The following is a 14,405-nucleotide window of genomic DNA, read 5'->3' on the forward strand; positions in this document are numbered from 1 at the left end:
CACGCCTGAACGGGAGTGCCACGTGTCCGAACTCGATGCCGTCATCCGCGACTTGCGGGACGAGAGCGCCGAACTCGATCAGTACGTACAGGGCTTGCCCGAGGAGCAGTGGCGTCGCGCGACCCCCGCCGCCGGATGGACCGTCGCCCACCAGATCGCCCACCTCGCCTGGACCGACAGCGTCGCGCTGCTCTCCGCGTCCGACCCCGATGCCTTCGCGGCGGAGGTGGCCAAGGCGGCCGCGGACCCCGAGGGCTTCGTCGACGTGGGCGCGGCACAGGGCGCGGCCCTGCCGCCCGCCGAGCTGCTCGCCCGCTGGCGCGCGGGCCGCGAGCGCCTGCACGACGTCCTGGTCAACGCCCCGGCGGGCACCCGTTTCCCCTGGTACGGGCCGCCGATGAGCGTCGCCTCGATGGCCACCGGGCGCCTCATGGAGACCTGGGCGCACGGGCAGGACGTCGCGGACGCACTGGGGATCACCCGCACGCCCACCGCCCGGCTGCGGCAGGTGGTCAGGATCGGGGTGCGGGCGCGCGACTACGCCTTTTTCGTACGGGGCCTGAAGCCGCCGCAGGAGGAGTTCCGGGTGGAACTGGTCGGCCCCGGCGGCGAGTTCTGGGCGTACGGGCCCGAGGACGCGGCCCAGCGGGTCACCGGCCCCGCGCTGGACTTCTGCCTGCTGGCCACGCAGCGCGCGCACCGGGCGGACCTGGCGCTGCGCGCGGAGGGCCCGGACGCGGACGCCTGGCTGGACATCGCGCAGGCCTTCGCCGGACCGGCGGGGGAGGGGAGGGCCCCCAAGGGGGCCACCGGATCCGGTGGTGCGGCAGGGGCCACCGGGCCCGGTGATGCGGCGGGCTCCGCCGGACCGGACGCCGGGCGGGGAGGCGCGGCAGGCCCCACCGGGCAGGGAGCGCCCGCGTGACCCGGCGGGAGACCTTGCGCATCGGCAACGCGTCCGGCTTCTACGGCGACCGCTTCGACGCCGTCCGCGAGATGCTCACCGGCGGCGAACTGGACGTCCTCACCGGCGACTACCTCGCCGAGCTGACCATGCTCATCCTCGGCCGCGACCGGCTGAAGGACCCCACCACCGGATACGCCAAGACCTTCCTGCGGCAACTGGAGACCGGCCTCGGACTCGCCCACGACAAGGGCGTCAGGATCGTCACCAACGCGGGAGGGCTCAACCCCGCCGGGCTCGCCACAGCGATACGGGAGCTGGCGCAACGGCTGGGCGTTCCGGTCAAGGTCGGTCACGTACAGGGGGACGACCTGATCGGAAGCGGTCAGTGGCCGGAGGGGACGCTCACCGCCAACGCCTACCTCGGCGGTGCCGGAATCACCGCCTGCCTCGACGCCGGGGCGGACGTCGTCGTCACCGGGCGCGTCACGGACGCCGCCCTGGTGACGGGCCCGGCCGCGCACTGGTTCGGGTGGGGCCCGGAAGCGTACGACCGGTTGGCGGGCGCGGTCGTGGCCGGTCACGTACTGGAATGCGGCACCCAGGCGACAGGCGGCAACTACTCCTTCTTCGGCGCGCACGACGTGCGCCGCCCCGGCTTCCCCCTCGCGGAGATCCACGAGGACGGCTCCTGCGTCATCACCAAGCACCCGGGCACGGGCGGCGTCGTCGACACCGGCACGGTGACCGCGCAGCTCCTCTATGAGACCGGCGACGCACGCTACGCCGGTCCCGACGTCACCGCCCGCCTGGACACCGTCACGCTGGCCCAGGAGGGCCCCGACCGGGTGCGCATCACCGGCGTACGGGGCGAGGAACCGCCGCCCACCCTCAAGACGGGCCTCACCCGCATCGGGGGCTGGCGCAACGAGGTCGTCTTCGTCCTCACCGGACTGGACGTCGAGGAGAAGGCGGAGCTGGTGCGCGGGCAGGTCGAGGACGCCCTCGACACCGCCAAGGCGCGCCCGGCACAGGTGCGTTGGGAGCTGGCGCGCACCGACCGGGAGGACGCCGACACCGAGGAGTGCGCGAGCGCCCTGCTGCGGCTCGTCGTACGGGACCCGGACGCGGACAAGGTCGGGCGGGCGGTCAGCGGGGCGGCGGTGGAGCTGGCGCTCGGCAGCTACCCGGGCTTCCACGTGACGGCGCCGCCCGGCAGGGGAGCGCCGTACGGGGTGTTCTCGGCGCGGTACGTGGAGGGGGCCCAGGTGCCGCACACGGCGGTGCTGCCGGACGGGCGCACCCAGGCCGTGCCCGCGCCCGTACGGACCCGTCCGCTCGCCCCCGTGCCGCCGCCGGAGCTGCCGCGCCCGCTGCCCGCCGGGGCGACGCGGCGGGCCCCGCTCGGCCTCGTCGCCGGGGCCCGCAGCGGCGACAAGGGCGGCGACGCGAACGTCGGGCTCTGGGTCCGCACGGACGCGGCGTGGCGCTGGCTGGCCCACCACCTCACGGAGGCCCGCCTGCGCGAACTCCTCCCGGAGACCGCCGACCTGCCGATCACCCGGACCGTCCTGCCCCGCCTGCGCGCCCTGAACTTCACCGTCACGGGCCTCCTGGGCGCGGGCGTGGCCTCCCAGTCCCGCTTCGACCCCCAGGCCAAGGCCCTCGCCGAATGGCTCCGCTCCCGCCACACGGACATCCCGGAGAGCCTGCTGTGACCCCGGGGCCGCTCGACCGGGTGGCCCGCACCAGCCCCCGCACCTCTGACCCCGGAGAGGCCCATGCCCACCCTCCCCACCGCCCTCGACCCCGCCGCCCCCGCCTACACCGACCACCGCACCGCCACCCTCACCAAGCTCGACGCCCTCGAAGAGGCACACCGGCAGGCCCTCGCGGGCGGCGGTGAGAAGTACCTCGCCCGCCACCACCAACGCGGCAAGCTCCTCGCCAGGGAGCGCATCGAGCTGCTCCTCGACCCCGACACCCCCTTCCTGGAGCTGTCCCCCCTGGCGGCCTGGGGCAGTGACTACCCGGTCGGCGCCTCGATGGTCACCGGCATCGGTGTCGTGGCGGGCGTGGAGTGCCTCATCACCGCCAACGACCCCACCGTCCGTGGTGGCGCCTCCAACCCCTGGACCCTCAAAAAGGCCCTCCGGGCCAACCAGATCGCGTACGAAAACCGCCTCCCCTGCATCAGCCTGGTCGAGTCCGGCGGCGCCGATCTCCCCTCCCAGAAGGAGATCTTCATCCCCGGCGGCGCCCTCTTCCGCGACATCACCCGCCTGTCCGCCGCCGGCATCCCCACCATCGCCGTCGTCTTCGGCAACTCCACCGCCGGCGGTGCGTACGTCCCCGGCATGTCCGACCACACGGTGATGATCAAAGACCGGTCCAAGGTGTTCCTCGGCGGCCCGCCCCTCGTCAAGATGGCCACCGGTGAGGAGAGCGACGACGAGTCCCTCGGCGGCGCCGACATGCACGCCCGCACCTCCGGCCTCGCCGACCACTACGCCGTCGACGAGCACGACGCCCTGCGCCAGGCCCGGCGCATCGTCGCGCGCCTCAACTGGCGCAAGGCGCACCCCGATCCGGACCCGGCGACCGTGGCCGAACCCCTTTACGACCCGGAGGAACTGGCAGGCATCGTCCCCGGCGACCTCAAGACCCCCTTCGACCCGCGCGAGGTGATCGCCCGCCTCGTCGACGCCTCCGACTTCGACGAGTTCAAGCCCCTGTACGGCACCAGCCTGGTGACCGGGTGGGCGACCCTGCACGGCTATCCGGTCGGCATCCTCGCCAACGCCCAAGGGGTGCTCTTCAGCGCCGAGTCGCAGAAGGCCGCCCAGTTCATCCAGCTCGCCAACCAGCGCGACATCCCCCTGCTCTTCCTCCACAACACCACCGGCTACATGGTCGGCAAGGAGTACGAGCAGGGCGGCATCATCAAACACGGCGCGATGATGATCAACGCGGTGGCCAACTCCAAGGTGCCGCACCTGTCCGTCCTGATGGGCGCCTCGTACGGAGCCGGGCACTACGGCATGTGCGGGCGCGCCTACGACCCTCGCTTCCTCTTCGCCTGGCCCACCGCCAAGTCCGCCGTGATGGGCCCGCAGCAGCTCGCCGGGGTGCTCTCGATCGTCGCCCGCGCCTCCGCCGCCGCCAAGGGGCAGCCGTACGACGACGAGGCCGACGCCGGACTGCGCGCCATGGTCGAGCAGCAGATCGAGTCCGAGTCCCTGCCGATGTTCCTGTCCGGGCGGCTGTACGACGACGGGGTCATCGACCCCCGCGACACCCGCACCGTCCTCGGCCTGTGCCTGTCCGCCATCCACACGGCCCCCGTCGAGGGCGTGCGCGGCGGCTTCGGCGTCTTCCGGATGTGAGGCACCCCATGACCGAACGCGAGTCCTCCGTGATCACCACCCTCCTCGTCGCCAACCGGGGCGAGATCGCCTGCCGCGTCTTCCGCACCTGCGCCGCACTGGGCATCGACACCGTCGCCGTGCACTCCGACCCGGACGCGGACGCCCTGCACACCCGCAGCGCCGACACGTCCGTACGGCTGCCGGGCGCGGCCCCCTCCGACACCTATCTGCGCGGCGAACTCGTCGTGAAGGCCGCCCTCGCCGCCGGTGCGGACGCCGTGCACCCCGGGTACGGGTTCCTGTCCGAGAACGCCGACTTCGCCCGCGCCGTCACCGACGCCGGACTCACCTGGATCGGCCCTTCCCCCGCCGCCATCGAGGCCATGGCGTCCAAGACGCGCGCCAAGGAACTCATGGCGAAGGCGGGCGTCCCCCTGCTCGCCCCCGTCGACCCGGCCACCGCGACGGACGCCGATCTGCCGCTGCTGCTCAAGGCGGCCGCCGGGGGCGGCGGGCGCGGCATGCGCATCGTCCGGGAACTCGCGCACCTGGCGGACGAGTTGACCGCCGCCTCCGCCGAAGCGCGCTCCGCCTTCGGCGACGGCGAGGTCTTCGCCGAGCCCTACGTCGAAAACGGTCGCCACATAGAGGTGCAGGTCCTCGCCGACGCGCACGGCACCGTATGGGCGCTCGGCACCCGCGACTGCTCGCTCCAGCGCCGGCACCAGAAGGTGATCGAGGAAGCACCGGCGCCGGGGCTCACCGACGCACAGCGCACCACCCTGCACGACGCCGCCACCGCCGCCGCACGCGCCGTCGGGTACGTCGGCGCAGGCACCGTCGAGTTCCTCGTCGACGCGAGCGGCAGGGCGTACTTCCTGGAGATGAACACCCGCCTCCAGGTCGAACACCCCGTCACCGAGGCCGTGTTCGGCATCGACCTCGTCGCCCTCCAGATCCGCGTCGCCGAGGGGCACGCGCTCCCGCCGACGCCCCCGGAGCCGTCCGGGCACGCCGTGGAGGCCCGCCTGTACGCCGAGGACCCCGCCCACGGCTGGCAGCCCCAGACCGGCGTCCTGCACACCCTGGACGTCCCCACCGGGCCCGGACTGCGCCTCGACACCGGCTTCGAGAGCGGCGACACCGTCGGCGTGCACTACGACCCCATGCTCGCCAAGGTCATCGCCCACGCGCCCACCCGCGCCGAAGCCGTCCGTGTTCTCGCGCACGCCCTCGCCCGCACCCGCGTGCACGGCCCCGTCACCAACCGGGACCTCCTCGTGCGCTCCCTGCGCCACCCCGACTTCCGGGACGCGCGCCTCGACACCGGTTTCTACGACCGCCACCTCGACGCCCTCACCACCCCGCCCCCGGGCGAAGAACTCGCCGCCGTCGCCGCGGCCCTCGCGGACGCCGCAGCACGGGGCGGCCGGTTCGGCGGGGCATGGCGGAACGTCCCTTCGCAGCCCCAGGTCAAGACGTACAACGACCACGAAGTCCGCTACCGGCGCGAGCGCGACGGCAACTACCGGGTGGAGGGCGTCGACCGTGTCGTCTCCGTCACCCCGCACGAGGTCGTCCTCGAAACCGACGGGGTGCAGCGCCGCCACCTCGTACAGACGTATGCGAGCACCAGCACCGGACACGGCGTCGCGAGCACCAGCACGGTGCGCGCGGGCACCGTGCACGCGAGCACCGTGTACGTCGACACCCCCGCCGGCTCCCACGCCCTCACCCCCGCCCCCCGCTTCCCCGACCCCACCGTGCGCACCGCCCCCGGCTCCCTGCTCGCCCCCATGCCGGGAACGGTCGTACGGGTCGCCGAAGGGCTCGCGGAAGGCGTCCGGGTGGAGGCGGGGCAGCCCCTGTTGTGGCTGGAGGCCATGAAGATGGAGCACCGCGTCACCGCTCCCGCCTCCGGCACGCTCACCGCGCTCCACGCCGCCCCCGGCCGCCAGGTCGAGGTCGGCGCCCTGCTCGCCGTCGTCACCGACACCCGTGCACAGGAGGACCAGGAAGCATGAGCAGCACCCCGAAAGACACGCACACCGCTGTGATCGAGACCGAGGAGCAGCAGGCGCTCCGCGCCGCCGTCGCCGCCCTCGGCAAGCGCTACGGCCGCGACTACTTCACCAGGATCGTCGCCGAGGGCGCGCACCCCGACGCCCTGTGGTCCGAGGCGGCCAAGCTGGGCTACCTCGGCGTCAGCATCCCCGAGGAGTACGGCGGCGGAGGCGGCGGCATCACGGAACTCTCCATCGTGCTGGAGGAGTTGGGGGCCGCTGGATCGCCCCTGCTCATGATGGTCGTCTCGCCCGCCATCTGCGCCACCGTGATAGCCCGCTTCGGCACCGACGCCCAGAAGCACCAGTGGCTGCCCGGCCTCGCCGACGGCAGCCTCACCATGGCCTTCGGCATCACCGAGCCCGACGCCGGATCCAACTCCCACCGCATCACCACCACCGCCCGCCGCGACGGCGACGACTGGGTGCTCACCGGCCGCAAGGTGTTCGTCTCCGGCGTCGACATCGCCGACGCCACCCTGATCGTCGGCCGCACCGAGGACGCCCGCACCGGCAGCCTCAAGCCCTGTCTGTTCATCGTCCCCCGCGAGGCCCCCGGCTTCGGGCGCTCGCAGATCGACATGGAACTCCAGGCCCCGGAGAAGCAGTTCGAGCTGGTACTGGACGATGTGCGGCTGCCCGCCGACGCCCTCGTGGGCGACGAGGACGCCGGACTCCTCCAGCTCTTCGCCGGGCTCAACCCCGAACGCATCATGACCGCCGCGTTCGCCGTCGGCATGGCCCGCTACGCCCTCGCACGGGCCGTCCAGTACGCCAAGGAGCGCACCGTCTGGAAGGCCCCCATCGGCACCCACCAGGCCCTCGCACACCCCCTCGCGCAGGCCCACATCGAGATCGAGCTGGCCCGCCTCATGATGCGCAAGGCCGCCACCCTGTACGACGCGGGCGACGACATGGGCGCGGGGGAGGCCGCCAACATGGCCAAGTACGCGGCCGCCGAAGCCTGTGTGAAGACCGTCGACCAGGCCGTGCACACCCTCGGCGGCAACGGCCTCACCCGCGAGTACGGACTCGCCCAGCTCATCGTCGCCTCCCGGGTGGCCCGGATCGCCCCCGTCAGCCGGGAGATGATCCTCAACTTCGTCTCCCACCAGTCCCTGGGCCTGCCCAAGTCGTACTGAGCCGCACCGGCCGCCCCGAGACCTCGGCCGACCGGTGCCGGGGTCTCCCCAAGCCGCACCCCGTGCGCGCATCCTGTCCGTCCACACGCTGTGCACCCGACGTGCACACCGCCGCACCACCGTGTCGAAGGGGACCGTCACCATGGTGTTCCACAGCGAGTACGCCGATGTGCCCGACGTCGAACTTCCCATCCACGAGGCGGTCCTCGGACACGCCGCCCACTACGGTGAGACCCCCGCGCTCGTCGACGGGACGAACGGCACCACCCTCACGTACGCCCAACTCGACGTCCACCACCGCCGGATCGCCGCCGCACTGGCTGCCTCCGGTCTGCGCAAGGGTGACGTTCTCGCCCTGCACAGCCCCAACATCATCGCCTACCCGACGGTGTTCTTCGCCGCCACCAGGGCCGGCGCCTCCGTGACGACAGTGCACCCGCTGGCCACCCCCGAGGAGTTCGCCAAACAGCTCCGCGACAGCGCGGCCCGCTGGATCGTCACCGTGTCGCCGCTGCTGGAGACCGCGAAACGCGCCGCCGAACTCACCGGCGGCATCACCGAGATCCTCGTCTGCGACAGCGCCCCCGGCCACCGCTCCGTACTCGACCTGCTGACCAGCACCGACCCCGAGCCGCAGATCGACATCGACCCCCGCCAGGACGTCGCCGCACTGCCCTACTCCTCGGGCACCACCGGCGTCCCCAAGGGCGTCATGCTCACCCACCACTCCATCGCCACCAACATCGCGCAGCTCAACCCGTTCATCCCGATGAAGCCCGGCGACCGGCTCCTCGCGGTGCTCCCGTTCTTCCACATCTACGGGATGATGGCGCTCATCAACCAGCCCCTGTCGCACGGGGCGACCGTCGTCACCCTGCCGCGCTTCGAGCTGGAGCAGTTCCTGCGGACCATCCAGGACCAGCGGATCAACGCCCTCTTCGTCGCCCCGCCGATCGTCCTGGCCCTCGCCAAGCACCCCGCCGTCGACCAGTACGACCTCTCCTCGCTGGAGTACGTCGTCAGCGCCGCCGCCCCGCTCGACGCGAACCTCGCGCAGGCCTGCGCGGCCCGCCTGGGGCTCCCGCCGGTCCTCCAGGCGTACGGGATGACCGAGCTGTCCCCGGGGACCCACGTGGTGCCCCTGGACGCCGCGAACCCCCCTCCCGGCACCGTCGGCAAGCTGCTGCCGCGCACCGAGATGCGCATCCTGTCGCTGGACACCCCCGGCAAGGACCTCGGTATCGGCGAGGACGGCGAGATCGCCATCCGCGGCCCCCAGCGCATGAAGGGCTACCTCGGCCGCCCCGACGCCACCGCCGAGATGATCGACGCCGACGGCTGGGTGCACACCGGAGACATCGGCCGCACCGACGCCGACGGCTGGCTCTTCGTCGTCGACCGCGTCAAGGAACTCATCAAGTACAAGGGCTTCCAGGTCGCCCCCGCCGAGCTCGAAGCACTCCTGCTCACCCACGAGGGCATCGCGGATGCCGCCGTGATCGGGGTATACGACGCGGACAACAACGAGATCCCCCAGGCATACGTCGTACGACAGGCGCACGCCCCGCACCTCACCGAGGAGGACGTGATCGTGTACGTCGCCGAACGCGTCGCCCCGTACAAGAAGGTGCGCCGCGTGGAATTCGTCGACGCGGTGCCCCGTGCCGCCTCCGGCAAGATCCTGCGCCGGGAGCTCCGAGAAAGGGAACAGCGACAGTGACACGGCAGGCCCTCGCCCCCACCACGCACGACCGCGGCATCACCACCCTCACCCTCGACTCGCCCGCGAACCGCAACGCCCTCTCGGCGTCCCTCGTCGGCGAGCTGAGCCGGGCCCTCGACCGCTACGGCAAGGACCCCTCGGTGCGGGCGGTGGTGCTCGCGCACACCGGCAACACCTTCAGCGCGGGCGCCGACCTGAAGTCGCCCGCCAGCCCCTACGCGTTCGTCGCCCTGCTGCGGCAGATCGCCGAACTCCCGAAGCCGGTGCTGGCGCGCGTCGACGGGCACGCGCGCGCGGGCGGTCTCGGACTGCTCGGCGTCTGCGACATGGCGTTCGCGACCATCGCCTCCGACTTCGCCTTCTCGGAGGTACGCATAGGGGTCGCCCCCGCCGTCATCTCCATCCCGCTGCTGACCCGCCTCGACCCCAGGGCGGCATCCCGGTACTTCCTCACCGGCGAGGTCTTCGCCGGACCGCGCGCACAGGAGATCGGGCTGCTCACCGAAACGGCACCGGACGTGGACGCCGTCCTCGCACCGGTGCTGGACGCACTGCGCAGGGCGTCCCCGCAGGGGCTCGCCGAAACCAAGCGGCTGCTGACGGCCGAGATGCGGAACGCCTTCGACCGGGACGCGGAAGACCTGGTACAACGCTCGGCAGCGCTGTTCGCGTCCGCCGAGGCACGCGAGGGCGTCACCGCACACCTCGAACGACGGGACCCCGCGTGGCTGTTGTAACCACTCCCAAGCAGGACCGCAGCCGCGTCACCCGGCAGCGGCTGCTGGAGGCCGCCGTGGCCTGCCTCGCCGAACGCGGCTGGGCGGGCTCCACGGTGTCCGTCGTCGCCGAGCGGGCGGGCGTGTCCCGGGGCGCCGCCCAGCACCACTTCCCGACCCGCGAGGACCTGTTCACCGCCGCCGTCGAGTACGTCGCCGAAGAACGCTCCTGTGCGCTGCGCGCCCTGCCCGGACACCACATAGCGGCCGTCGTCGGCGCGATAGTCGACCTCTACACCGGACCCCTCTTCCGGGCCGCCCTGCACCTGTGGGTGGCCGCCTCCAACGAGGAACAACTGCGCGCCCGGGTCACCGAACTGGAGGCCAGGGTCGGCCGCGAGAGCCACCGCATCGCCGTGGAACTCCTGCACGCCGACGAGTCGCGCCCCGGAGTGCGCGAGATCGTCCAGGGCTTCCTGGACATGGCCCGGGGTCTGGGCCTCGCCAACCTCCTCACCGACGACACCGTGCGCCGCGACCGGGTGGTCGCCCAGTGGGCACACCTGCTGGAGGACGCGCTCGGGGCGCACGCGTAGGCACGCCCGCGCCGAGGACCTCAGGACATGGGTAAGGGGCGCCCTCCCGGAGGACGCCCCTTACCCACTCACTCTGCTCGGTACGGACCTCAGCCCGCGATGTCCTCGAACCCGGTGATCTCCCGCGGGTTCCGGGCGGCCGGACCCACGTACCGCGCCGACGGACGCACCAGACGCCCGGTGCGCTTCTGCTCCAGGATGTGCGCCGACCAGCCCGCCGTGCGGGCACAGGTGAACATCGACGTGAACATGTGCGCCGGGACCTCGGCGAAGTCCAGCACGATCGCCGCCCAGAACTCCACGTTCGTCGCCAGCACCCGGTCCGGGCGCCGGGCGTGCAGCTCCTCCAGGGCGGCCTTCTCCAGCGCCTCCGCCACCTCGAAGCGCGGGGCCGCCAGCTCCTTGGCCGTACGCCGCAGGACGCGCGCACGCGGGTCCTCCGCGCGGTACACGCGGTGCCCGAAGCCCATCAGGCGCTCGCCCTTGTCGAGCGCCTGACGCACGTACGCACGGGCGTCACCGGTGCGCTCGATCTCCTCGATCATGCCGAGCACCCGGGACGGCGCACCGCCGTGCAGCGGCCCGGACATGGCACCCACCGCACCCGACAGGGCGGCAGCCACGTCCGCACCGGTCGAGGCGATCACCCGCGCGGTGAACGTCGAGGCGTTCATGCCGTGCTCCGCGGCCGACGTCCAGTACGCGTCGACCGCCTTGACGTGCTTGGGGTCCGGCTCGCCGCGCCAGCGGATCATGAACCGCTCGACCACCGATTCGGCCTTGTCGATCTCGCTCTGCGGCACCATCGGCAGCCCCTGGCCACGGGCCGACTGGGCGACGTACGACAGCGCCATCACGGCCGCCCGCGCCAGGTTGTCCCGGGCGGTGGCCTCGTCGATGTCCAGCAGCGGTTTCAGACCCCACACCGGGGCGAGCATCGCCAGCGCCGACTGCACGTCGACCCGGATGTCACCGGAGTGCACCGGGATCGGGAACGGCTCGGCGGGCGGCAGCCCCGGATTGAAGGCGCCGTCGACCAGCAGACCCCACACGTTCCCGAAGGACACGTGCCCGACGAGGTCTTCGATGTCGACACCCCGGTAACGGAGCGAGCCGCCCTCCTTGTCCGGTTCGGCGATCTCCGTTTCGAACGCGACGACTCCCTCAAGTCCGGGTACGAAGTCGGACATCAGGCGGCTCCTCTATGCGTGTAGGCCAAGCGGCGGGAGGCAGGAACGATACCCCTGCTGTGGGGAGGCGACAGTGGCTCCACCCCGGATTTTGGCGGGTTCCACTGATGCGGGGAAGCGTGAGAACAGGCACACTCCACGACCCACTTTCGAGAGGATTAAGGCCAGTTGCGGGTGGGAAGACTGCGCCCACACCTCGCGCCTGCTGTTCGCACCCTCTGTGCGAGGACGCCCCACCCCCTGCGGCAGGATGGCCCCGTGCCGAACACAGCTCCCGCCGCGTCCGACCCCTCCTCGTCCCCCCTGTCCGGGGGACCCGCCCCCGACCCCGCCGCCATGCGCGAGCAGTACCGCAGCGAGCCCCTCGCCGAGAAGGCGCTCGCCGCCACCCCCATGGAACAGTTCGCCCACTGGTTCCAGCAGGCGGTCGGTGCGGGCCTGGACGAGCCCAACGCCATGGTCGTCGCCACCGCCACCCCCGACGGCCGCCCCAGCACCCGCACGGTCCTCCTGAAGGCGTACGACGGCGACGGCTTCGTCTTCTTCACCAACTACGAGTCCCGCAAGGGCACCGAACTGGCCGCGAACCCGCACGTCTCGCTGCTCTTCCCCTGGCACCGCATCGCCCGCCAGGTCATCGTCACCGGCACCGCCGCCCGCGTCTCCCGCGCCGAGACGGCCGCCTACTTCCGCACCCGCCCGCACGGCTCCCAGCTCGGCGCCTGGGCGAGCGACCAGTCCCGCCCCATCGCCTCCCGCGAGGAACTCACCACCGCCTACGACGACTTGGCCGCCCGCTACCCCGAGGGCGAGAAGGTCCCCGTACCGCCCCACTGGGGCGGCTTCCGCATCACCCCGGAGACGGTCGAGTTCTGGCAGGGCCACCAGAACCGCCTCCACGACCGGCTGCGCTATACGAGCACCGGCCCCGGCGCCTGGTCGGTGGAACGCCTCAACCCGTAAAACGCAGAACCCCGCGGGCTCTGGTCCCCTCCGAGGAGGAGGCCGGCCGGACATACCGGCGAGCCCGCGGGGCGGTGACTGCTTGGGATTGGAACCGGCTGCGCCGGCTACCGCACTGAGTGCGACGACGGGCAACTAGCCCGCAGCCACCTCGCGAGTCCGGAAAGAAATCATTTCCCGAAACACCTCCTTTCAGCGTGGGCCACACATTAGGAGCCCTCCCGGGGCGTCTCAACCGAATTAACGGAGCACGTCGATTTCACCGAAGCCGGTGTGCTCTGCGACACAGTGGAGTTGAATGATCGGGACGTGCAGCACCAACGCACGGTGCACGGACGGACACCTGCGGGGGGTGCGGGGTGAGTGCTTCTCTGAGCAGCGGGACCGCCGAGCCGGAGCCGGAGGCGGGGTCCGGGGCGGAGGCGGGAGCCGGGGCGGAGCTGCTCGCGGCGCTGCTGGACGGGATGGACGCCGCCCTCTGTGCCTTCGACGCCGACGGGGTCGTCACCCATTGGAACCGCGAGGCCGAGCGCATCCTCGGGTGGAGTGCGCGGGACGCGGTGGGACGGCGCGGTTTCGCCGGGTGGGCGGTGCGCAGCGCGGACGCCGACGAGGTGCAGGGGCGGTTGATGGCCGCCATGCACGGGGGCGGGCGGCAGGTGCATGAGTTCGCGTTGCTGCGCAAGGACGGCGGAAGGGTGCTCGTACGGACCCAGTCGGCGGCCGTCACCGGGGCCGACGGGAAGCCCGCCGGCGTCTACAGCGCGTTCGGTGAGGCACACGCGCAGATCGACCTGGAACGGGCCATCGCGCTCAGCGAGGTCCTGTTCGAGGACGCGTCGTGGGGCGTGGTGCTGGTGGATGTGGATCTGCGGCCCACCGTGGTCAACGTGCACGCCGCCCGGGCGCTCGGGGGCGGGCGTACGACGCTGCTGGGGCGTCCGCTGGGGGAGACCGTCGTACAGGGCGTCGACGAGCTGGAAGGGGCGCTCCAGCACGTACTGGCGGAGGGCACTCCGCCCGCGCCGGTCGACCTGTGGGTGACGCTGCGCACGGCGGAGGGGGAGCGGCGGCGGTGCTGGCGCAGTGGTTTCCTGCGGCTGGCGTCGCCGCTCACGGAGGAACCCGTGCCGCTGGGCGTGGGGTGGATCTTCCAGGACGTGACGGACGCCAAGACCGCCGAGCAGGACGCCGCCCGGCTGCGGTTCCGCGGCAACCAGTTGCAGCGGGCGGCGCGCGCGGCGGCCGAGTGCGAGGACCCCATGGAGGCCGCTGCCGCCTATCTGGACTTCGGACTCGCCGGGTTCGCGGACCACGCGCTGATCGACGTGGTGCGCGAGGAGCGGCTGGTGCGGGTCGCGGCGACACCCGCGGGCGAGCCGGGCCCGTGCACGGCGGACAACGCCGAGGCGGGCATTCCGGTGCGGTACGGGGAGGGGCACCCGGCACTCCAGGCGCTGGAGCGCACCGGCGCGGTGCGCGCGAGCGCGGGCCCGCGCGCCGACCAGCAGGGGTGGGCGGTGGAGCGGCAGTGGCCGGGCGACGCCGTGCACGCCCTGTGCACCGTGCTGCGCAGCCGGGGCCGGACGGTGGGCGTGGTCACCTTCCTGCGCGGTGCGACCCGGCCCGCCTTCGAGCGCCCGGACGCGACGTACGCGGAGAGCATCGCCGTACGGGTGGCGTCGTCGGTGGACCTGGCACAGGTACTGAGGGCGCGCTGACACCACCGGCACCGGCGTG

Annotated in this window: 11 protein-coding genes; 10 read left to right on the forward strand and 1 reads right to left on the reverse strand. The window is 72.5% G+C overall.

All coding sequences use genetic code 11. The features are described 5' to 3' along the window. Window positions 1-22: 22 nt before the first annotated feature. From ACIO3O_RS31735 to ACIO3O_RS31770, 8 genes are all read left to right on the forward strand, one after another. Window positions 23-925 carry a TIGR03084 family metal-binding protein gene (locus ACIO3O_RS31735; RefSeq protein ID WP_401751888.1) on the forward strand — a complete coding sequence of 301 codons (903 nt, stop codon included), beginning with the start codon at window positions 23-25 and terminating at the stop codon, window positions 923-925. Continuing rightward, window positions 922-2,622, forward strand: a complete 1,701-nt coding sequence (locus ACIO3O_RS31740; RefSeq protein ID WP_401751890.1) for an acyclic terpene utilization AtuA family protein — start codon at window positions 922-924, stop codon at window positions 2,620-2,622. Before ACIO3O_RS31735 ends, ACIO3O_RS31740 begins: the two co-directional genes overlap by 4 nt. A 63-nt stretch (window positions 2,623-2,685) precedes the next feature. Further along, complete coding sequence (locus ACIO3O_RS31745) at window positions 2,686-4,290, forward strand: acyl-CoA carboxylase subunit beta (protein WP_401751892.1); 1,605 nt, start codon at window positions 2,686-2,688, stop codon at window positions 4,288-4,290. A gap of 8 nt (window positions 4,291-4,298) precedes the next feature. Next, window positions 4,299-6,296, forward strand: a complete 1,998-nt coding sequence (locus ACIO3O_RS31750; protein WP_401751893.1) for a biotin carboxylase N-terminal domain-containing protein — start codon at window positions 4,299-4,301, stop codon at window positions 6,294-6,296. After that, window positions 6,293-7,477, forward strand: a complete 1,185-nt coding sequence (locus tag ACIO3O_RS31755; RefSeq protein WP_401751895.1) for an acyl-CoA dehydrogenase family protein — start codon at window positions 6,293-6,295, stop codon at window positions 7,475-7,477. Before ACIO3O_RS31750 ends, ACIO3O_RS31755 begins: the two co-directional genes overlap by 4 nt. Window positions 7,478-7,619: 142 nt before the next feature. Then, a complete protein-coding gene (locus tag ACIO3O_RS31760) occupies window positions 7,620-9,197 on the forward strand; it encodes a 4-coumarate--CoA ligase family protein (protein WP_401751897.1) in 1,578 nt (525 codons plus the stop codon). Further along, window positions 9,194-9,937, forward strand: coding sequence for an enoyl-CoA hydratase family protein (locus ACIO3O_RS31765; protein WP_401751898.1), 744 nt, complete (start codon window positions 9,194-9,196; stop codon window positions 9,935-9,937). Before ACIO3O_RS31760 ends, ACIO3O_RS31765 begins: the two co-directional genes overlap by 4 nt. After that, window positions 9,925-10,512 carry a TetR/AcrR family transcriptional regulator gene (locus tag ACIO3O_RS31770; RefSeq protein ID WP_401751900.1) on the forward strand — a complete coding sequence of 196 codons (588 nt, stop codon included), beginning with the start codon at window positions 9,925-9,927 and terminating at the stop codon, window positions 10,510-10,512. Before ACIO3O_RS31765 ends, ACIO3O_RS31770 begins: the two co-directional genes overlap by 13 nt. Window positions 10,513-10,601: 89 nt before the next feature. Here ACIO3O_RS31770 and ACIO3O_RS31775 read toward each other — a convergent pair whose 3' ends face one another. Further along, window positions 10,602-11,702: a citrate synthase 2 gene (locus ACIO3O_RS31775; protein ID WP_401751901.1), complete on the reverse strand. Its 1,101-nt coding sequence runs from the start codon at window positions 11,700-11,702 to the stop codon at window positions 10,602-10,604. A gap of 336 nt (window positions 11,703-12,038) precedes the next feature. Between ACIO3O_RS31775 and pdxH the strand changes: the two genes are divergently transcribed. Then, on the forward strand, window positions 12,039-12,665 hold the full coding sequence (gene pdxH / locus ACIO3O_RS31780; protein ID WP_401752106.1) for a pyridoxamine 5'-phosphate oxidase: 627 nt from the start codon (window positions 12,039-12,041) through the stop codon (window positions 12,663-12,665). A gap of 359 nt (window positions 12,666-13,024) precedes the next feature. Continuing rightward, window positions 13,025-14,386: a PAS domain-containing protein gene (locus ACIO3O_RS31785; RefSeq protein WP_401751903.1), complete on the forward strand. Its 1,362-nt coding sequence runs from the start codon at window positions 13,025-13,027 to the stop codon at window positions 14,384-14,386. The last annotated feature ends 19 nt before the right edge of the window (window positions 14,387-14,405 follow it).

It is taken from the genome of Streptomyces sp. NPDC087440 (assembly GCF_044744005.1).
In the GTDB taxonomy this organism is placed as follows: domain Bacteria; phylum Actinomycetota; class Actinomycetes; order Streptomycetales; family Streptomycetaceae; genus Streptomyces.